This is a genomic window from Frigoribacterium sp. PhB116, from assembly GCF_004364285.1.
Taxonomy (GTDB): domain Bacteria; phylum Actinomycetota; class Actinomycetes; order Actinomycetales; family Microbacteriaceae; genus Frigoribacterium.
The window spans coordinates 145312-164227 of the sequence record NZ_SOBE01000001.1 but is presented as its reverse complement, the minus strand read 5'-3'; the positions used below and the strand labels follow the sequence as shown (position 1 = coordinate 164227).

The following is an 18916-nucleotide window of genomic DNA, read 5'->3' as shown; positions in this document are numbered from 1 at the left end:
CGCCCCCTCCCCCGGCGGCCGCGACCGCCCCGGGCCGCCCACCAGCGCAGGAACGCCGATGTCCTCACCGTCCACCGCCAGCACTCCCGTCGTCGACCCCGCCGCCTCCTTCCCCGCCACCGCCCCGCTGCCCGTCGCGACGCAGCGCCCGCCGTGGCGACACACCTTCATCGCGCTGAGCGTGCCGAACTTCCGGCTCTGGACGGTCGGCAACTTCGTGGCCATGACCGCCGGCTGGATGCAGCGCATCGCCCAGGACTGGCTCGTTCTCGAGCTGACCGGCAGCGCGACGGCCGTCGGCGTCACGGTGGCGATGCAGTTCGCGCCGATGCTCTTCTTCGGCCTGCTCGGCGGCGTGCTCGTCGACCGGTTCTCGAAGCGGGCGCTGATGGTCGTCACCCAGAGCGTCTTCGCGGTGCTGAGCATCGGGCTCGCCGTGCTGACCCTGACCGGCGTCGTCGAGGCCTGGCACGTGTTCGCCATCGCCTTCGCGACCGGCCTGGTGACCGTGGTCGACAACCCGGCCCGCCAGGTGATCGTGAGCGAGCTCGTCGGCCAGCGCCACCTCCGCAACGCCATCAGCGTCAACTCGAGCGTGTTCCAGCTCGGCGGCATGATCGGCCCCGCCGTCAGCGGCGTGCTGCTGCTCGCGGTCGGAGCCGGGTGGGCCTTCGCCGTGAACGGCGTCGCCTGCCTGCTCGTGGTCGGCATGCTCGGCCTGCTCCGCACCTCCCAGATGACCCGCACCGCACCGGCTCCCCGGTCGCGCGGCCAGCTGCGCGAGGGCCTCGCGTACGCCCGGGCGAAACCGACCATCCTCGTGCCGGTCGTGCTCGTCGCCTCCTACGCCGTGTTCGGCCTGACGATGCCCGTGCTGCTCGCGTCGTACGCCGACGAGGTCTTCGACGTGGGCGCCGGCGGCTACGGGCTCTTCAACTCGATGATCGCGGTGGGAGCCCTGACGGGGGCTCTGCTCTCGACCCGGCGTGCCACGATACGGTTGCGCACGCTCGTCGTGGGCCTGCTCGTCACCGGCCTGCTGCAGGCGGGCGCCGGGGTCGTCGGCGGTGCCGCCGGCGTCGTGCCGTTCGCCCTCGTGCTCGTCTCGGTCGGGTTGGCGTCGCTGCTGTTCCTCACATCGGCGAACCAGCTGGTGCAGCTGTCGAGCAACATCGGCATCCGAGGCCGGGTGATGTCGCTCTACGTGCTCGTGCTGCTCGGCGGCCAGGCCGTCGGCGGCCCGCTGATGGGCGGGATCGTCGAGCTGCTCGGCACGCCGACGGCCATGGTGATCTCCGGCGGCGTGCCGGCGGTCGTCGCCGGCGTCACGGCCCTCGTGCTCGCGCGGCGGGGACAGCTCACGCTGCAGATGCGCGTGCGGCGGCACCTGCCCGTGGTCGAGATCGCGGCGCGCTAGGCGCAGTCGCGGCTCAGACGGCCGCGCTGCGACCGGGCGAGCCGAACCGGATCGACACGTCCACCCGCCACGCCTTGGGCTCCCCCGCCACGTGGGTGGTGCCCACGAAGCGCAGCCGTTCCCCCGCCGCGAGGCTGAGCTGGCCGTGCACGTCGAGCGACTCGCCGAGCCAGAACGAGATGTCGTGCTCGTCGAGAAGGTCGTCGTCGACCGTGACGCCGAAGCTGGCTCCGTCGAACTTGAGGGGCACGTCGCGGAACTCGAGCCGCGGGGCGTCGTCCGACCAGTCGGCCACCTCGGGCACCCGGGCCGCGACGATGGTCGCGTCGACCACCCCGTCCGAGCCCATGGTCACCGAGGAGGCGCGCAGGTCGATCCCGAGGTCGTCGCCGTCGATACGGAAGCGGTTCTCCACGGGACCCACGCTAGCGGCGCCTCCTCGTCCCGTCACCTGCGATCTCTGCGGCAGCGGCTGCTGCGGCTGCGGCTGCGGCTGCGGCTGCGGCTGCGTTCGGTCGAGGGCGGGTGATCCGGGTCGAGGGCGGGTCCGCGGCGACCCGCCCTCGACCCGGAATGCCCGCCCTCGGCGATCTGGAGTGCGGCCGGAATGCGGGAGGCGGTGCATGCGTTGACATCGAACATGACGAAGCGCATCGGGTTCCTCTCGTTCGGCCACTACCAGGACGTGCCCGGCTCCCGGACGCCCACCGCCCGGGAGGCGCTGGTCCAGTCGATCGAGCTGGCGGTCGCCGCCGAGGAGATCGGCATCGACAGCGCCTCCGTGCGCGTGCACCACTTCGCGAAGCAGCTGGCCAGCCCGTTCCCGCTGCTGGCCGCCATGGCCGCGCGCACGAGCCGCATCGAGCTCGGCACCGGCATCATCGACATGCGCTACGAGAACCCGCTCTCGATGGCCGAGCAGGCCGCGGCCGCCGACCTGATCAGCGCCGGGCGGCTGCAGCTCGGCGTGAGCCGGGGATCACCCGAGACCTCGCTGCGCGGCTGGGAGGCGTTCGGCCACGTGCCCGAGGACGGCGAGACCGACGCCGACATGGCCCGCCGTCACACCGACCTGTTCCGCCGGGCGATCGACGGCGACGCGGTCGCCCAGAGCGACCCGCGCATGACCGGCTGGTCGAGCCCGCTCGCGATCGAGCCGCGGTCGCCGGGACTCGGCGAGCGCATCTGGTGGGGCTCCGGCACCCGGGCGACCGCGCACTGGACGGGCGAGCAGGGCATGAACCTAATGAGCAGCACCCTGCTCACCGAGGACACCGGCGTGCCGTTCGACGAGCTGCAGGCGGAGCAGATCGCAGTGTTCCGGGCGGCGTGGGCTGCAGCCGGGCACGCCCGCGAGCCGCGCGTCGCCGTCAGCCGCAGCGTCATCCCGATCACGACGGACGAGGACGTCCGGTACTTCGGCGTCCGGGCGCAGGCCGACTCGCAGGACCAGGTCGGCATGCTCGACGGCGTCCAGTCGCGCTTCGGCAAGAGCTACGTCGGCGAGCCCGACGTCATCGCCCGCCAGCTGGCCGACGACGCGGCCGTGCAGGCGGCCGACACCGTGCACCTCACCGTGCCGAACCAGCTCGGCGTCGACTACAACGCGCGCCTGCTGCGCACCGTGGCCGAGCACGTCGCCCCGGCGATCGGGTGGGTGCCGGCGTTCGGTCGGGCGACCAGCGCCTCCTGAGGCGAGCCGCGCCTCCTCGTGCCGTCGCCGCCTCGCGGCCTGTAGACATGTCTGCATGAACACGGACCTCGACGAGGCGGCCCTCCGCGCGTACCGCAGCACCCAGACCGAGCCCGACGACTTCGACGACTTCTGGCGTCGGACCCTCGCCGAGGCACGCGAGCACGACCTCGACGTCCAGGCGGAGACGGTCGACACCGGCCTCACCACGGTCGACGTGCTCGACGTGTCGTTCCGCGGGGCCGACGGTCAGCGCGTGCGCGCCTGGCTGCGGGTGCCTGCCGGCGCCGCCGCCTCCGGCGAGCTCTTGCCCACCGTCGTCGAGTTCGTCGGCTACGGGGGCGGCCGAGGCCACGCCCAGCAGAACCTGTTCTGGGCCTCCGCCGGCTTCGCGCACCTGCAGATGGACACGCGCGGCCAGGGCTCGCTCTGGAGCACGGGCGACACGGCCGACTCCGGGGGCTCGGGCCCCGCCGCCGACGGCGTCATGACCCGCGGGATCGACAGCGCCGAGAGCTACTACTACCGCCGCGTGTACACGGACGGGGTGCGCGCCGTCGAGGCCGCTCGGTCGCTCGACGTCGTCGATGCCGACCGCGTCGCCGTGCTCGGCACCAGCCAGGGAGGCGGCATCACGCTGGCCGTCGCCGGTCTCGTCGAGGGGCTGGTCGCCGCGGTGCCGCGGGTGCCGTTCCTCTGCGACTTCCGCCGCGCCTCCGTCATCACCGACAGCGACCCCTACAAGCAGATCGGGCGCTACCTCGCGGTGCACCGCCACCGCGCCGAGCAGGTGCACGAGGTGCTGTCGTACTTCGACGGGGTCAACTTCGCCAAGCGGGCCACGGCGCCCGCGCTCTTCTCGACGGCGCTGATGGACGCGACCTGCCCGCCGTCGACGGTGTTCGGCGCGTTCCACGCGTACGGCGGCGAGGCGGACATCACCGTCTGGCCGTACAACGGGCACGAGGGCGGCGGGGTCGAGGACGACCTCGAGGCGCTCGCGATGCTGCGTGGGGCGTTCGGGCTCTAGCTGCACCGGGCCGCGTCCGGGGGTGCGGATCGCACCGGGCCTAGAGGCGTTCCTCGTGGCGCAGGGGCCTCACGTGGTCGGGAGCATCGGACGCGGGCGGGTACTCGGCGGTGAACCAGCCCTCGTAGCCGAACAGGAAACCGAACAGCCGGTTGTGCACCTCGAGCGAGATGCGGAACACGCCGGCGTCGTCGTCCCACCGCTCGCGGAGCGACGCCGTGCCCGAGGCGAGCATCGGGAACCGGAACGCCGCCCGCCCCTCGTAGAAGCGCTGCGCGTGCGAGGTGAGGTGCAGCGAGCCGTCGTCCTCGACGCGGAGGTCGAGGTCGACCGCGAGGTGCTGGTGCGTGCCGAGGTAGTCGACGACGGTGCCGCGCCCCGGGTCGAGCACCATGGTCGCGTCGAAGCGGCTCACCGCCCGGCGCCTCGGCGCGCGATATTCGCGCACGAAAGTCACCGTCTCGCGTCCGAACGGGTCGACGTACGGCCAGTTCTCGATGCGGAACGGCACGTCGCGGCCGACGTCGGCGATGAGGATGTTCCGCAGGCGGCCGATCTGCAGGAAGGGCACCGTCCACCAGGGGCCGCGCCGCACCTCCGTCATGACGCCCGTGCCCACGCAGCCGCGGCCGTCCGCGACGGAGACCCCGAAGCGCTCCTGGAGGCGCGGGTGCAGCCGGTCGAAGTCGTCGCCGAGCGCGGCGCGGAAGACCGAGCCGGTCGTCGGCCCGCCGGTGCGCGAGAGCGGCGTCCGACGCGGGCGCGGGCGCGGGCGCGGGCGAACGAGGCGGTCACGGTGCCTCCAGGGTCGAGAGTGTCGTCGGGGCGTCGGCGAGGGCTCCCCGGCGCGGGGCGGTCGTGCCGCAGCGGGACGCCCGCGGACGGTCCGCGCGCCAGAACGCCAGCACCGACGCGAGCGGCCACGCCTCGGGCGGCGTGCCCTTCTCGGCCCAGATCCGCAGCCGGTAGAACGACCACGCCGTCATCCACAGCACGACGGGCCGCAGGAGGCGGTCGGCGGCTCGCCCGAGACCGGGCTCGTAGTCGTAGCCGGTGACGAACCGCACGCCGCCGCCGACCGGGACGTAGCGCCAGTAGCCGCGGCCCCCACGGAGCGGCGACAGGCGGTCGGCGGTGTCGAACCGCAGGGCGGAGGTGCGGGTGCCGTCCGGTCGCTCTCGCTCGCCGAGCGAGGTGCCGGTCCCGGTGATCACGTGGCCGGGCATCGACCGCTCGTAGCGGAAGCGCCAGCCGCCGCCCGGCAGGTCGGCCACGCGCACGATGCGGCTGAAGCGGAGGTCCCAGCGGACGTGCTCCTCCGGGGTCTGCGTGAGCTCCCAGACGCGCTCCAGGGGGGCGCGGATCGTCGTCTCGACCCAGAGGGGCGCACCGGCCCGGCCGCGGGGCGGCCGCGCGGGCCGGTCTCGTCTGCTCACGGCCCGAGTCTGGCGCGGACGACGGCGACGGACCAGCCCCCGAGGAGGGCTGGCCCGCAGTGACGCGCACGAGGGCCGAGCAGCACGCGGCTGCTCGGCTCCCGAGGTGCGACGGACCCGGGTCAGCCGATCGGCGTCGGGTCGGTCGGCAGCGGCGGCACCGGCAGCGAGCCGCGGATCTGGTTCTGCGCCTGGCACTGGCTCGTGCAGTTCGTGGCGCCGGCGCTCAGCTCGATCGCGTCCTCGCCGAGCACTCCCCCGAGGCGGCCGCCCGACTGGACGACCCACTTCGTGACGGTGCCGGTCTGCAGGGTCTTCGTCGCGACCTGGGGGCTGTCCTTGCCGAGCAGCATCTGGTGCGCTCCGGCACCCGAGGTGACGGGGTCGACGCCGTCGCCGAAATTGACCTTGCCCGTGTACTGGTTGGCGAAGTAGAACAGGCCGGCGCCGAGGGTGTGCGTGAACTCGACGGGTGCGCCGAACTCGGACTCCATCTGGAAGATGCCGCCCTGGGCGCCGTCCTTCGCCTGGATCTTGAAGGTCCCGCCCGCGGAGCTGAAGAGCACGACGAGGGTGTCGTCCTTGACCTCGAGCCTCGTGATCGTCGCCCCGGCGAGCTGAGCCGCCGTGAGGGTCGGCACCTTCGAGGCGAACACGACGGTCGGCTTGGTGACCATGCGCTGCGTGTCCGGCGCGCCGGTCAGCGTGTAGTCGTAGACGCCCAGGGTCGCGACGTCGATGTCGAAGCCGTTGTTGACGCCCCGCACCGCGATGCGGCCGGAGGGGACGATCCCGCTGACCTTGACGCTCTTGCCGGGCGCCGGGTCGTAGGTCGTGCTGCCGATCGTGACGCGGTAGTCGCCGCCCGCGCTGGTCTTGCCGGAGGCGCTGGCCGGGCCGGCCGAGAGGGCCAGCGACCCGGCGACGACAGCCGCGACGAGGACCGCCGAGCGGAGCTGACGGGCCGTGCGGCCGAGAGATGTGGTGGTGGTCATGGCGGGCTCCTCGTGGAGGGTGGACGGCCCGTCCCCCGGGCCTGCGACCACTTTCGCCGCGGGCGTCCCGGCACACCATCGGACCTTGGTACTAGTACCCGTGGTCGCGCGCCCAGAGCGCGGCGCTCGTCCGGTCGGCGACGCCGATCCGGCGGAAGACGCTGCCGACGTGCGCCTTGACCGTGCGCTCGCTGATGCCGAGCTCGGTCCCGATCTGCTTGTTCGCGAGGCCGCGGGCGACGAGGCGCAGCACCTCGGCCTCGCGACCGGAGACGAGCGGGGCCGGATCGGGATCGGGGGCCGGTGCGGACGTCGCCGGCGTGCGCGTCGGGCCGTCCGGCGTCGACCTGTCCGGCAGCAGGGCCCTGGCCGCGCGCGGGTCGAGGGGCGCGCCGCCCGCCGCCGCCGCCCGGACGCCGGCCACGACGCTCGTGGGCTCGGCGTCCTTGAGCAGGTAGCCGACGGCCCCGGCGGCCAGCGCCTCCCGGACCGAGGAGGCGTCGGGCACGGACGTCAGGACCACGACGTGCACGCTCGGGTCGGCCGCCACGACGCGGCGGGTCGCCTCCACGCCGCCGATGCCGGGCATGGAGAGGTCCATGAGCACGACGTCCGGCCGGTGCAGGGCGGCCGCGGCGACTCCTCGCTCGCCGTCCGCCGCCTCCTCGACCACCACGATCCCCTCGGCCTGGTCGACGAGCGACCGGAGCCCCTGTCGGACCAGCGGGTGGTCGTCGACCACGAGGACGCGGATCACGACCGGCTCCCGGGGACGCCCGCGGCGGCCGCGCTCGCCACGGCGGACGCCGGCAGGGTGAGGCGCCACCGCGAGCCCCGGCCGGGCGCGGTCCGCAGGTCGAGGCCCGCGCCTCCTGCGCTCGCGACGTCGGCGAGCACCCGCAGGCCGAAGTGGTCGGGCTCGGGGCGGGTCAGCAGCTCGGGGTCGAACCCCGCGCCGTCGTCGGCGATCGTGACGACGACGCCGCCCTCGTCAGGCTGCTCTGCAGTGACCGACACGACGGAGGCGCGGGCGTGGGCCACGACGTTGGCCAGGCACTCCTGCACCACCCGGAACACCAGCCGCTGGCCCTCGTCGTCCAGCGCCGAGGCCGCGTCGGCCTCGAGCACGACGGCGACCCCGCGCGACCGCACGCCCGCCGCGAGGTCGTCGAGCGCCGGGCCGATGCCCGCTCTCGCGAGGTTCGGCGGGTAGATGTCGACGAGCAGCGAGCGCAGGCCCCCGACGCTGCCGCGCAGCGCGCCGGCCACCCGGTCGAGCCCGTCGGCCGTGGTGACGTCGCCGCGCGCCCGGGCCGAGCCGGACTCGGCCGAGACCGCGAGCGAGGCGCCCACGAGGTCCTGCACCACGCCGTCGTGCAGCGCCCCCGCGATGCGGCGTCGCTCGGCGGCGCTCGCGTCGAGCGCGCGCTCGAGCAACGCCTCGCGCTGGATCCTGGCCCGGTCGAGCGCCCGCAGCAGCTGCCGCAGCACCGGCAGCAACAGCAGCACGACGAGCACGATGCTGCCGATCGTGATGCCCGCGAACCCGGCGAACAGCTGGCCGCTGCGCTGCAGCACCTCGTCGTAGCGGAAGTACACCTCGAACAGCAGCGTCTGCCCGCCCGGCGTCTCGACGGCCCGGTAGGCCTCGAGCAGCTTGCCGCGGTCGCGCTCGTACTCGTTCTCGGGGGCGGTGAGGTCGCTGACCTCGGCCTCGACGCCCGCCGCCCCTCCGGCGAGCGCCTCGAGGTCGTCCTCGTCGAGGGTGAACCGGCGGTCGTTCAGCGCGGGCTCGTCGGACCAGACGACGCGGCCGGTGTCGTCCCAGATCTTGACGCGGACGATGCTCGAGCTGAGCACGTGGTCGCGGACCTCGTCGTCCATGGCGCGACGCGCCTCCTCGTCCCCGTCGACCAGCGCGTCGGTGAGGGCAGGCTCGACGATCGCGTCGGCGATGCGGTCCGCCCGGTCCGCGGCGTCGCGGACCGACTCGGCCTCGGCGAGGCCGCGGGCGGCGAAGAGGGCGGCGACCGCGACCGCGACGATGACGAGCACCGAGACGACGGCGACCCAGGCGACGACCCCGGAGGGGCGGGGGTCCGCGGCGGAGGCGGGCGTGCGGTCGACGGGCCGGGCGACGGTCGTCCAGTGCGGGACGGCACCGCTGCCGCCCTCCCCCCGAGGTGTGCTCATGTGCACATCCTCGCCGATGTCGGCCCCGACGGAACACGCACGGAGCCCGCGTCGTTGACTGGGGGCATGAAGTCGATCACCTACACCGAGACCGGTCCGTCGTCCGTCCTGCACCTCGTCGAGCGCGAGGTGCCCGAGCCGGGGGCCGGCGAGGTGCGCGTGCGCGTCGTCGCGTCGGGCGTGAACCCGACCGACTGGAAGTCGCGCACGGGCGAGACGAGCGGGGGCGACGTGCCGTTCCCCGTGATCGTGCCGAACCAGGACGGCTCGGGCGTCGTGGACGCCGTCGGCGAGGGCGTGGACGACCTCGCGGTCGGCGACCGGGTCTGGTCGTTCATCTCGGCGAACGGGCACGCGACCGGCACCGCCCAGGAGTACACGGTGCTGCCGCGGTCGCGCGTCGTCCCGCTGCCCGAGGGCGCCTCGTTCGACCTGGGCGCGAGCCTCGGCGTGCCGGCCATGACCGCGCACCGAGCCCTCACCGTGCACGAGGACGGGCCGTCACGGCTGTCGCCCGGCGCGCTCGACGGCGTGACCGTGCTCGTCTCGGGCGGCGCGGGAGCCGTCGGCCACGCCGCGATCCAGCTCGCAGCCTGGGCGGGTGCCACCGTCGTCACGACGATCTCGAGCGAGGAGAAGGCCGCGCTCGCCCGGGCGGCCGGCGCCCACCACGTCGTGAACTACAAGGAGCAGGACGCCGCCGCCGAGATCCGCCGCATCGCGCCCGACGGCGTGCAGATCGTCGTCGAGGTGTCGATCCGGCAGAACGCGGAGCTGGTCGCGGCCGTCGTCTCGACCCGCGCCTCGGTCGCGATCTACGCCAACGACGGCGGCGACACGGTCGAGCTGCCGCTCCGCGCGAACATGGGCACCAACACGCGCTACCAGTTCGTGCTGCTCTACACGGTGGGCGAGGAAGCGCTGCAGGCGGCTGCCGAGGACGTCACCGCGGCCGTCCGCGACGGCGCCCTGCCGGTCGGCGAGGAGGCAGGACTGCCGCTGCACCGCTACTCGCTCGAGCAGACGGCCGCGGCCCACGACGCCGTCGAGGGCGGGGTCACCGGCAAGGTGCTGATCGACGTCGCCCAGGGCTGAGGTCGGGCGGAGGGGGCGGGCTAGGCTCGGCGGATGCCTGCCCCTGCTCCGCTCAGCCCCGTGCAGGCCGAGGCCCTGCGTACGGGCACGGTCCCTCCGCTCGAGGAGGTGCGGCACGGCGTCTGGTCGCTGACCTCGCCGGCCACCTCCTCCGTCGCCGACTTCTCGTACAGCTACCTCGTCGAGGGCTCCGACGGGCGGCTGACGCTGATCGACCCGGGCTGGCCCTCCCCCGACGCCGTCGACCGGCTCGACGCCGCCCTGCACGAGATCGACCACCGGCTGGACGACGTCGACCTGATCGTGGCCACCCACCTGCACGTCGACCACCTCGGGGCGGCCGACGCCGTCCGACGCGCCACGGGCGCCCGCCTCGCGATGCACCCCGCCGAGCAGCGCGCGCTCGCCAGCCGGGCCGACGACGCGGTCGCGGCCGACGCGGACCTCGTGCGCTGGCAGGTGCCGGCCGAGGCGCAGGAGGCGCTGGTCGCCTCGTGGGGCTCAGGCCGCCTCCTCGTCGACGTCGTCCCCGACCTGCTGCTCGACGACGGCGACGAGCTGCCGGTCGCGGGGCGTCGTCTTCGCGCGGTGCACACGCCCGGCCACACGTCGGGGCACCTCTGCCTGGTCGAGCCCGAGCAGCGGCTGATCTTCACGGGCGACCACGTGCTGCCGACGATCAACCCGGGGATCGGCCTCGGCGGCCGCACCGCCGCCGACCCGCTCGACGACGTGCTCGCCTCGCTTGCTCGCGTCGTCGAGCTCGACCGGCCGGGCGCCGACGCACTCGAGGTCTGCCCCGGCCACGAGTACCGGTTCGTCGGGCTCACGGAGCGGGCGGAGGCGCTCGTCGCGCACCGCGAGGAGCGCACCCGAGACGCCCTGGGCGCCCTCGACGGGCTGCTCGGCGGTGCCGACGGCGCCGACGGCCACGCAGCCCGCCGCGGCTCGAGCGCGGCACCGTCGGTCTGGCAGGTCGCCGAGGCCATGACGGGCTGGCGCGGCGGGCTCCGGTCGATGAGCGGCCTGCCGCTCGCGTCGGCCCTGGCGCAGACCGAGTGGCACCTGCGCGCGGCGGGCCGCGCCGGCGACCTCGCGAGCTGACCGCCGCCGCGCGGCCCGGCGGCGGCGCGATCCGGCCGCCGTGCCACCCTGCACGACATCGCACCGGGTTCCGTACACTGCACCACGTCTAGACCCGGTGCAGTGTACGGAACCCGGTGCAGTGCGCAGCCTCGCGCCTGCGAGCAGACTCGAGCGATGACGCCGTCCTCCGACACGAGCCCGTCCGCCGCTGCAGGCGTCCCCACCGCCGCCGACCCGGTCGCGCCGATGCTCGCTAAGGCGGTCACGAGCGTGCCCGACGCCGACAGCGTCGGGGGCGGCCTGTCGTACGAGCCGAAGTGGGACGGCTTCCGCGGCCTCGTCTACTGGGACGGCGAGCAGCTCGAGATCGGCAGCCGCGGCTCGAAGCCGCTGACGCGGTACTTCCCCGAGCTCGTCGAGGCCCTCGGCGAGCGCCTGCCCGGGCCCTGCGTGCTCGACGGCGAGATCGTCCTGCGCCGCGGCGACCACGGCGGCGAACGCCTCGACTGGGACGCCCTGTCGCAGCGGATCCACCCGGCGGCCTCGCGTGTGGCCAAGCTCTCGGTCGAGACCCCCGCCTCCTTCGTGGCCTTCGACCTGCTCGCGGAGGGCGAGGAGAGCCTGCTCGACCGGCCCTTCGGCGAGCGCCGTGCCGCGCTCGAGCGCTTGCTCGACGGGGCGGCCGCTCCCCTGCACCTCAGCCGGACGACGACCGACGCCGACGTCGCCCGTCGGTGGCTCGTCGAGTTCGAGGGGGCAGGGCTCGACGGCGTCGTGGCCAAGCCGCTCGCCGCCTCCTACCTGCCCGGGAAGCGGACGATGCTCAAGGTCAAGCACCACCGCACGGCCGACTGCGTGGTGCTCGGCTACCGGGTGCACAAGAGCGGTCGGGGCGTGGGGTCGCTGCTGCTGGGGCTGCACGACTCCGCGGGCGAGCTGCGGAACGTGGGAGGCGCCTCCGCGTTCTCGGACGCCCGTCGCCTCGAGCTCGTCGACGAGCTCGCCGACCTGGTGCGGCGCGACGACGACGGAGGCGTCGCGCACGCCGAGACGGACCGCAGCCGCTTCTCGTCGGGGAAGGACGTCTCGTACGTGCCGCTGAGACCCGAGCGCGTCGTGGAGGTGCGCTACGACCAGATGGAGGGCGCGAGGTTCCGGCACACGGTGCAGGTCGAGCGCTGGCGCGACGACCGCGAGGCCGCGTCGTGCGGCTTCGACCAGCTCGAGGTGCCGGCGGCGTACGACCTCGGCGAGGTGCTCGTCCGGCCCTGACCACGCCGAGGGCGGGTCGCCTGCGTCGAGGGCGGGTCGCAGCGGACCCGCCCTCGACGACGACGACCCGCCCTCGAGGTGCCAGCCTCGCGGCGCCTCCTACGGCTGCTTCCTGGCCCTGCTGGGCTGCACGCGGGGCGGCTCCCCCGGCATCTTCGGGAAGTCGGGCGGGAACGGCAGCTCGCCGAGTCCCGCCTCGACGTCGCGCTCCCACCACGAGAGCAGCTCGTCCACGGTGCCGGGCTCGTCGTGCATCCGCTCCCACGGGTCGCCGGTCGCGGCGAGGCGGTCCGGCACGGTGAGGACGGTGAACGCCGACGGGTCGACGCCGTCGAGCTCGCTCCAGTCGAGGGGCGTGGACACGGAGGCGGCGGCCAGCGCCCGGGGAGACCAGGCGCCCGCCATGGTGCGGTCGCGGTTCGCCTGGTTGTAGTCGACGAAGATCCGCTGCCCGCGCTCCTCCTTCCACCAGTTCGTGGTGACCGTCTCGGGGAGGCGTCGTTCGAGCTCGCGCGCGGCCGCGATGACGGCGTGCCGCACGTCGAGGAACTCGCGGGTCGGCTCGATCGTGGCGAAGACGTGCAGGCCGCGGTTGCCGCTCGTCTTGACGAACGCGGCGAGGCCCGCGTCGGCGAGCACCCGGCGGAGCTCGTGCGCGACCGGCACCGCGTCGTCGACGTCGGTGCCCGGCTGGGGGTCGAGGTCGATGCGGAGCTGGTCGGGCAGGTCGCTGGCGTCGGCCCGGGACGCCCAGGGGTGGAACACCACCGTGTTCATCTGCGCGGCCCAGACCGCGGCGGCGGGCTCGTCGATCACGAGCTGGGGGTGCGAGCGGCCGCTGGGGTAGGTCACCTCGACGCTGCGGACGAACTCGGGGGCTCCCTTCGGCGGGTTCTTCGAGAAGTAGTCGTCTCCGTCGACCCCGGCGGGGAACCGCTGCAGCGACACGGGTCGGCCGCCGTTCGCCCGGACGAACGCGTCGCCCACGGTCGCGAGGTACCGGGCGAGGTCGAGCTTCGTGATCCCCAGGTCGGGCCAGAGCACCCGCCCCGGGCTCGAAATCCGGACCTCGCGGTCGCCCACCTGCAGCATCGTCGCCTCGCTCGCCATGCCTCACCGTATGCCCGGGGGCGGCGGGCGGGCCGTGCGGGCCACGGCGAGTACGCTCGGGCAGTGACCTCACCCCTCCGCATCGCGCTCGTCTCGCTCCACACCTCGCCGGGGGCCGAGCCGGGATCGGGCGACGTCGGGGGCATGAACGTCGTCGTGCGCAACCAGGCGGAGGCGCTCGGCGCGGCGGGCCACGAGGTAGAGATCCTGACGCGACGGTCCTCCCCCGACGAGCCCGAGGCCGTCGAGCTGGCGCCGGGCGTCGTGCTCCGGTTCCTCACCGCAGGGCCGGTCGAGGCCGTGCCGAAGGGCCGGCACGAGGAGTTCGTCGACGAGTTCCGCGACCGTCTCGCCGAGCTCGGCCCCTGGGACGTGATCCACTCCCACCACTGGTTCAGCGGAGTCGCCGCGCTGCCGATCGCACGGCAGCGCGGGATCCCCCACGTGCAGAGCTTCCACTCGATCGCGGCGGCGGACAGCACTCCCCTCTCGCACGGCGAGCGCGCCGAGTCGCCCGGCCGGCTCGCCGGCGAGGCGATGCTCGCCCGGGAGTCCGACGCCGTGGTGGCCATCAGCCACGCCGAGGCCGAGACCGTCACGAGCCGACTCGGCGGCGACCCGGCCCGGGTCGCGATCGTGCTGCCGGGCGTGGACGCCGAGCTGTTCCGCCCTCTCGCCGCGGGCGAGACGGCCTCGCACCCCACCGTCGTCGTCGCCGGTCGGCTGGAGCCGCTCAAGGGCCCGGACCTCGCCATCGAGGCCGTGGCCGCGGTGCCTGCCGAGCTGCGACCCGAGCTCGTGATCGCAGGGGGCGCCTCCACGGAGTTCGCCGGCTACGAGCGCGACCTGGCCGCGCTCGCCGACCAGTCGGGGCTCGACGTCCGGTTCCTCGGCCCGCAGACCCGCCCCGGCCTCGCGAGCCTGCTCCGCGAGGCCCGCCTCGTGCTCGTGCCGTCGCACTCCGAGACGTACGGGCTGATCGCCCTCGAGGCCGCGGCCAGCGGCGTCCCCGTGGTCGCCGCCTCCTCGGGGGGCCTCCGCGAGTCGGTCGTCGACGGCGTGACCGGCGTCGTGCTCGACTCCCGCGACCCCGTCGTGTGGGGCGAGACGGTGACCCGGCTGCTCGGGGACGGCGAGCTGTGGGAGCGACTGGCACGCGCCTCCCGCGAGCGTGCTCTCGAGCACCCGTGGTCGCTGTCGGCAGCCGAGCTGTCCGACGTGTACTGCCGGCTCGTCGGCAGCGACCCCTGCCGCGCGCTCGCCGCCGCGGGCGGGCGTCGCTGACCCTCGGGAACGAGACGGGCCGGCGGCCGCGCCGATCTCGTCCCCAGCGCCCGCGTCTAGGCTCGGCCGGGGCGACGACGCCCGCTCGACCTGACACACCGGAGGCACCATGACCGACGACACGCTGCTGCGCACCCTCGCCGAGCAGGAGGAGCGCCTCACCTTCCGCAGGTTCACCACGGACACGGCACTCGACCTCGGCGCCCACGTGCTCGCCGGTGCTCGCCGTCGCGGCCTGCCCGTCACGATCGCGGTCCTCAAGGGCCGTCAGCGGGTGTTCCACGCGGCGCTGCCCGGCACCTCCCTCGACAACGACGAGTGGCTCGACCGCAAGGCCCGCGTCGTCGAGCGCTACGGGAAGAGCTCCTGGCGGGTCGGCGAGCAGTTCCGCGTGGACGGCTCGACCTTCGACGAGAAGTCACGGCTCGACACCGCGCTCTACGCGGCGCACGGAGGGGTGTTCCCCGTGATCGTCCGCGGGGTCGGGATGGTCGGCTCCGTCGGCGTCTCGGGCCTGCCCCAGGCCGACGACCACGCGCTCGTGGTCGAGCTCGTCGAGGACTTCCTCGACCACGGCTACGACAGCTGACCCGCCGGGCCAGCCAGCGACCCACAGCACCCCCCGACACAGCAGCACCCGACACACCCCCGAGGAGGCGCGGTGACCGACGACGAGGCCGTCACGGCTGCCGACTCCCTCGCGCGCCTCCTCCGCGAGACCGCCGCCGAGCTCGACGCCCGGCACGCCCGCGACGAGGCGCTGGCCGCCGTGAAGGCCTCGCGGAAGCTGCTGCTCGTGCACACCTCGGCGTCGATGCAGCCCGCCGGGCGGGCCTGGCGGCTCGGGGTCCTGCTGCTCGGCCGCGACGGCGAGGTCTGGGCCACCGGTCGGATCACCCGCGCCACCGAGCCGAAGAAGGAGCAGGGCCTCTCGGCCTCGGTCGAGGAGCGCCGCGACGCCCGCCGGGCCGCCTCCAAGAGATTCACCGAGGGCGAGGTCGTCAACTTCGAGCACGTCCGGCTGCCGCTCGACGCCGAGTCGCTGCGGAGCGGGGCGTCCGACCCGCTCCTGCTCCGCGACGGGGTCGTGCACGTGCGCTGGGGCCGCGGCCCCGACGAGGTGCGCGAGCTGCGGGCCTACCTGGCCGACCGGTCCGAGTTCGTCTAGGCCGCCTCCTCGGAGGTCCCCTCAGGGAAGTGACGCGTCGAGGGTGTCCTGCACCCGTCGATGCCCCCGGCGCGTCACATGGTCGATCGGACTCCGCGAGCGCGCGGGCGAACGGTGCACGCTCTGCAAAGTCGGTCGCAGCACGTGACCCGGGCCGCGGGGCGGAGCAGGATGGGCCGTCAACCGGACCCGTGCAGCACCGATGCGCCCCAGGAGGCCCTCGTGTCGACGACCACCACCCCTCCCGACCAGCCGACCGCCGCCTCCGCCTCCGGGGCAGCCCCTGACGGGGAGGAGAGGACCGAGCTGAAGCGGGTCATCGGGCCGAAGCTGCTGCTGCTCTTCATCGTCGGCGACATCCTCGGCACGGGCGTCTACGCGCTGACCGGCCAGGTCGCCGCCGAGGTCGGCGGGGCCGCCTGGCTGCCGTTCCTCATCGCCTTCGGGGTCGCGCTCGTGACGGCCTTCTCGTACCTCGAGCTGGTGACGAAGTACCCGCAGACCGCCGGCGCGGCCCTCTACGTGCACAAGGCGTTCGGGGTGCACTTCGTGACGTTCCTCGTCTGCTTCGTGGTGATGTGCTCGGGGATCACCAGCGCTTCCACCGCCTCCCGGGCGTTCGCCGCGAACCTCGCGGTCGGCGTCGGGCTCGAGCTGCCGGACATCGCCGTGATGGGCATCGCGATGGGCTTCATGCTGCTGGTGATGCTCGTGAACTTCCGCGGCGTCAGCGAGAGCGTCAAGGCGAACGTCGTGCTGACCCTGGTCGAGCTGTCCGGCCTCGTGATGGTCATCATGATCGGCTTCTGGGCCATCGCGGGCGGGAACGCCGACCTGTCGCGCGTCACGATCTTCGAGACCCCCGGCGACAAGTCGTTGCTGCTGAGCGTGAGCACGGCGACCTCGCTCGCCTTCTTCGCGATGGTCGGCTTCGAGGACAGCGTCAACATGGCCGAGGAGACCAAGGACCCGAGCCGGATCTTCCCGCGCACGATGCTCACCGGCCTCGGCATCACCGCCGTCGTCTACGTGCTCGTCTCGATCTGCGCCGTCGCCGTCGTGCCGATCGGCGAGCTCGCCGACAACGAGACGCCGCTCGTCACGGTCGTGAACACGGCCGCCCCCGGGTTCCCGATCGGGCAGCCGCTGCCGTTCATCTCGATGTTCGCCGTCGCCAACAGCGCGCTGATCAACATGATGATGGCGAGCCGCCTGCTCTACGGCATGAGCAAGCAGGGCGTGCTGCCCGGGTTCCTGTCGAGGGTGCACCGCACCCGCCAGACGCCCTGGGCGTCGATCGTCTTCACCACCGCACTCTCGCTGCTGCTGATCGGCTACGTGTCGCTCAGCCCGGAGTCGCCCGTCGTCGCCGTGCTCGGCGGCACGACGTCGCTGCTGCTGCTCGTCGTCTTCGCGATCGTCAACGTGACGGTGCTCGTGCTGCGTCGGGACGACGTCGGCAGGCACCACTTCAGGGCCGGGCGCGTGCTGCCCGTCGTCGGCGTCGTGGCCTGCCTCTGGCTGGTGCTGCCGTTCTCGTCGGGCCGCGGAGTCGAGCAGTACCAGATCGCCGGCATCCTGCTGGCGATCGGGGTCGTGCTCTGTGGCGTCACGATGATCTCGCGTCGCGGACGCGACGGCGGAGGAGGCGTCGACCGGGGAGCCGGCGGCCGCGCCCGAGCCGAGGAGGCGCGGGTCGCGTCGACCGGCGACGCGGGTGACCCCGAGGCGGTGCCGCCCGCCCGCTGACCGAGGTGACGCGCAGGGTGCCTGTCGGGATCGCCCAGGACAGGGCCCTATATTCGGTCGGGTCCACCCCGTCCGCCCTCGTCACCGCCCCGGGAGCCCGCCGTGCGCCGTCTCGTGATCGCCGCCTCCGTCGTGTTCTGCGGCGGGGTCGTCGCCCTCGTCGTGGCGCTCGTGATGGTCGTGGCGTCGCTGGCCGGCACGCCGGACGAGCCGTCCGAGCCGGCCGCCGTGGGCGTCACCTGCCCCGACGTCGAGCCCGTCGTGGTCGGCACTATCAGCGTGCCCGCCGGGCCGATCGCGGGCTACTGCCAGGACCGGCTGGTCAACGCCGCCTGGATCATGGAGGCGGCGAAGGCCCAGGGCATCGGCACCCACACCCAGGCGATCGGGGTGATGACCGCGATGGGCGAGTCGAGCCTCCGCAACATCGACCACGGCGACGAGGTCGGGCCCGACAGCCGCGGGCTCTTCCAGCAGCGCGACAACGGCCAGTGGGGCACCTACGAGCAGCGCATGGACCCGTACACGGCCGCGACGAGCTTCTTCACGAAGCTGGTGCGGATGCCCGGCTGGAAGGAGCTGACGCCGACCCAGGCCGCGCACGCGGTGCAGGTGAACGCCGACCCCGACCACTACACGAAGTGGTTCGACGACGCCGAGACGGTCGTGGCGGCCCTGACGGCCAGCCCCGCGCCGTAGGTCGACGAACTCGAAGTCGGCGGGTCGATGTCGTCCCCGGCGGGTCAGCGCGGACCGGCCGGGGACGACGGCGACCCGCCGCACCTGGACCTCACCAGCCGAGGGTGCCGGGGGCTCCCTTGAACGGACCGACGACGCGCGACGTGATCCAGCCGCCGTAGAAGTCGCCGTCCTGTGCCTCGACGACCTCGCCGTCGACCTCGCACGAGTCGAACCGGCTCGGGTACAGCGCGACGTGGTCGGCGAGCATCTCGTAGCCGGGCCAGGGGCTCGGGTAGGTCCAGCCGGCCGAGGAGGCGGTGGTCCCGCCGCCCCAGACGTCCAGGTAGCGGGCCGTCCCCTTGAACTCGCACATGCTGCGGCCCTGGCCCGCCGACAGGGCGCCGTCGACGAACGCCTCGCGGGGCAGGTACCAGACCGGCGGGTGGCTCGTCTCGAGCACGCGGTAGGCGTTCGTGGTGTCGGCGACGACCTCTCCGCCGAGCCGGACGACAACGCGCTCGCGGCGCGCCTCGACGCGGGGCGGCCTCGGGTAGTCCCAGACGGATTCCTGGCCGGGCCCGGGCTCGATGCGCTTCGCTCTCATGGCGCCATCCTGCTCCCGGCGGCTGGGCGACCGGCCGTGCCGCCGCCTCCGGCGCTCTGCCGATCGGCCGAGGGCGCAGCGGCAGCGGCAGGGTGACGGCGGT

At 74.0% G+C, this 18916-nt stretch carries 19 protein-coding genes; 11 read left to right on the top strand and 8 right to left on the bottom strand.

The window, feature by feature from the left end; all coding sequences use genetic code 11:
• The first annotated feature begins 58 nt into the window (after positions 1–58).
• Positions 59–1417, top strand: coding sequence for an MFS transporter (locus EDF20_RS00680; RefSeq protein WP_123545502.1), 1359 nt, complete (start codon positions 59–61; stop codon positions 1415–1417).
• A gap of 13 nt (positions 1418–1430) precedes the next feature.
• On the opposite strand, the gene EDF20_RS00675 is transcribed toward EDF20_RS00680, so the two are convergent.
• Positions 1431–1832, bottom strand: a complete 402-nt coding sequence (locus tag EDF20_RS00675) for a hypothetical protein (protein ID WP_123545499.1) — start codon at positions 1830–1832, stop codon at positions 1431–1433.
• A gap of 225 nt (positions 1833–2057) precedes the next feature.
• On the opposite strand from EDF20_RS00675, the gene EDF20_RS00670 reads away from it, so the two are divergent.
• The gene (locus tag EDF20_RS00670) at positions 2058–3110 is read left to right on the top strand and encodes an LLM class flavin-dependent oxidoreductase (protein WP_133737420.1); all 1053 of its coding nucleotides are present in this window, start codon (positions 2058–2060) and stop codon (positions 3108–3110) included.
• Positions 3111–3165: 55 nt separating this feature from the next.
• Positions 3166–4140 carry an acetylxylan esterase gene (locus EDF20_RS00665; RefSeq protein ID WP_133737419.1) on the top strand — a complete coding sequence of 325 codons (975 nt, stop codon included), beginning with the start codon at positions 3166–3168 and terminating at the stop codon, positions 4138–4140.
• 40 nt (positions 4141–4180) lie between these two features.
• Here the strand turns inward: EDF20_RS00665 and EDF20_RS00660 are convergent, their stop codons facing one another.
• The 5 genes from EDF20_RS00660 to EDF20_RS00640 all read right to left on the bottom strand — a co-directional run bounded on the left by EDF20_RS00660 (position 4181) and on the right by EDF20_RS00640 (position 8764).
• Entirely contained in the window at positions 4181–4816 is a 636-nt protein-coding gene (locus EDF20_RS00660; protein ID WP_133737418.1) for a DUF4166 domain-containing protein, read from the bottom strand.
• 115 nt (positions 4817–4931) lie between these two features.
• Entirely contained in the window at positions 4932–5576 is a 645-nt protein-coding gene (locus tag EDF20_RS00655) for an SRPBCC family protein (RefSeq protein WP_133737417.1), read from the bottom strand.
• Between the two features lie 122 nt (positions 5577–5698).
• A complete protein-coding gene (locus EDF20_RS00650; RefSeq protein WP_133737416.1) occupies positions 5699–6571 on the bottom strand; it encodes a hypothetical protein in 873 nt (290 codons plus the stop codon).
• 91 nt (positions 6572–6662) lie between these two features.
• On the bottom strand, positions 6663–7328 hold the full coding sequence (locus EDF20_RS00645) for a response regulator transcription factor (RefSeq protein WP_133737415.1): 666 nt from the start codon (positions 7326–7328) through the stop codon (positions 6663–6665).
• On the bottom strand, positions 7325–8764 hold the full coding sequence (locus tag EDF20_RS00640) for an ATP-binding protein (protein WP_133737414.1): 1440 nt from the start codon (positions 8762–8764) through the stop codon (positions 7325–7327). Before EDF20_RS00640 ends, EDF20_RS00645 begins: the two co-directional genes overlap by 4 nt.
• 66 nt (positions 8765–8830) lie before the next feature.
• On the opposite strand from EDF20_RS00640, the gene EDF20_RS00635 reads away from it, so the two are divergent.
• The 3 genes from EDF20_RS00635 (at position 8831) to EDF20_RS00625 (ending at position 12217) form a co-directional block, all read left to right on the top strand.
• A complete protein-coding gene (locus EDF20_RS00635; protein WP_133737413.1) occupies positions 8831–9859 on the top strand; it encodes an NADPH:quinone reductase in 1029 nt (342 codons plus the stop codon).
• Positions 9860–9892: 33 nt separating this feature from the next.
• Entirely contained in the window at positions 9893–10963 is a 1071-nt protein-coding gene (locus EDF20_RS00630; RefSeq protein WP_133737412.1) for an MBL fold metallo-hydrolase, read from the top strand.
• 156 nt (positions 10964–11119) lie between these two features.
• Positions 11120–12217, top strand: a complete 1098-nt coding sequence (locus tag EDF20_RS00625; protein WP_255416164.1) for an ATP-dependent DNA ligase — start codon at positions 11120–11122, stop codon at positions 12215–12217.
• Positions 12218–12316: 99 nt separating this feature from the next.
• On the opposite strand, the gene ligD is transcribed toward EDF20_RS00625, so the two are convergent.
• Complete coding sequence (gene ligD, locus EDF20_RS00620) at positions 12317–13327, bottom strand: non-homologous end-joining DNA ligase (protein WP_133737411.1); 1011 nt, start codon at positions 13325–13327, stop codon at positions 12317–12319.
• A gap of 63 nt (positions 13328–13390) precedes the next feature.
• Here ligD and EDF20_RS00615 point away from each other — a divergent pair, with 63 nt between their 5' ends.
• The 5 genes from EDF20_RS00615 to EDF20_RS00595 all read left to right on the top strand — a co-directional run bounded on the left by EDF20_RS00615 (position 13391) and on the right by EDF20_RS00595 (position 18227).
• The gene (locus EDF20_RS00615) at positions 13391–14611 is read left to right on the top strand and encodes a glycosyltransferase (RefSeq protein ID WP_243833321.1); all 1221 of its coding nucleotides are present in this window, start codon (positions 13391–13393) and stop codon (positions 14609–14611) included.
• 109 nt (positions 14612–14720) lie between these two features.
• On the top strand, positions 14721–15200 hold the full coding sequence (locus tag EDF20_RS00610; protein WP_133737410.1) for a heme-degrading domain-containing protein: 480 nt from the start codon (positions 14721–14723) through the stop codon (positions 15198–15200).
• Between the two features lie 72 nt (positions 15201–15272).
• Positions 15273–15779 (top strand): hypothetical protein, encoded by a 507-nt coding sequence (locus EDF20_RS00605; protein WP_133737409.1) that lies wholly within the window; start codon positions 15273–15275, stop codon positions 15777–15779.
• A 306-nt stretch (positions 15780–16085) separates the two neighbouring features.
• Positions 16086–17528 carry an APC family permease gene (locus EDF20_RS00600; protein ID WP_243833394.1) on the top strand — a complete coding sequence of 481 codons (1443 nt, stop codon included), beginning with the start codon at positions 16086–16088 and terminating at the stop codon, positions 17526–17528.
• A gap of 102 nt (positions 17529–17630) precedes the next feature.
• Entirely contained in the window at positions 17631–18227 is a 597-nt protein-coding gene (locus EDF20_RS00595; RefSeq protein WP_123545474.1) for a hypothetical protein, read from the top strand.
• A 91-nt stretch (positions 18228–18318) separates the two neighbouring features.
• Here EDF20_RS00595 and EDF20_RS00590 read toward each other — a convergent pair whose 3' ends face one another.
• Entirely contained in the window at positions 18319–18813 is a 495-nt protein-coding gene (locus EDF20_RS00590; RefSeq protein ID WP_133737407.1) for a DUF427 domain-containing protein, read from the bottom strand.
• Between the last annotated feature and the right edge of the window lie 103 nt (positions 18814–18916).

Coding starts and splice junctions, on each gene's coding strand:
- EDF20_RS00680 (WP_123545502.1), top strand. CDS start 59: ATGTCCTCACCGTCCACCGCCAGCACTCCCGTCGTCGACCCCGCCGCC.
- EDF20_RS00670 (WP_133737420.1), top strand. CDS start 2,058: ATGACGAAGCGCATCGGGTTCCTCTCGTTCGGCCACTACCAGGACGTG.
- EDF20_RS00665 (WP_133737419.1), top strand. CDS start 3,166: ATGAACACGGACCTCGACGAGGCGGCCCTCCGCGCGTACCGCAGCACC.
- EDF20_RS00650 (WP_133737416.1), bottom strand. CDS start 6,571: ATGACCACCACCACATCTCTCGGCCGCACGGCCCGTCAGCTCCGCTCG.
- EDF20_RS00640 (WP_133737414.1), bottom strand. CDS start 8,764: ATGAGCACACCTCGGGGGGAGGGCGGCAGCGGTGCCGTCCCGCACTGG.
- EDF20_RS00635 (WP_133737413.1), top strand. CDS start 8,831: ATGAAGTCGATCACCTACACCGAGACCGGTCCGTCGTCCGTCCTGCAC.
- EDF20_RS00630 (WP_133737412.1), top strand. CDS start 9,893: ATGCCTGCCCCTGCTCCGCTCAGCCCCGTGCAGGCCGAGGCCCTGCGT.
- EDF20_RS00625 (WP_255416164.1), top strand. CDS start 11,120: ATGACGCCGTCCTCCGACACGAGCCCGTCCGCCGCTGCAGGCGTCCCC.
- ligD (WP_133737411.1), bottom strand. CDS start 13,327: ATGGCGAGCGAGGCGACGATGCTGCAGGTGGGCGACCGCGAGGTCCGG.
- EDF20_RS00610 (WP_133737410.1), top strand. CDS start 14,721: ATGACCGACGACACGCTGCTGCGCACCCTCGCCGAGCAGGAGGAGCGC.
- EDF20_RS00590 (WP_133737407.1), bottom strand. CDS start 18,813: ATGAGAGCGAAGCGCATCGAGCCCGGGCCCGGCCAGGAATCCGTCTGG.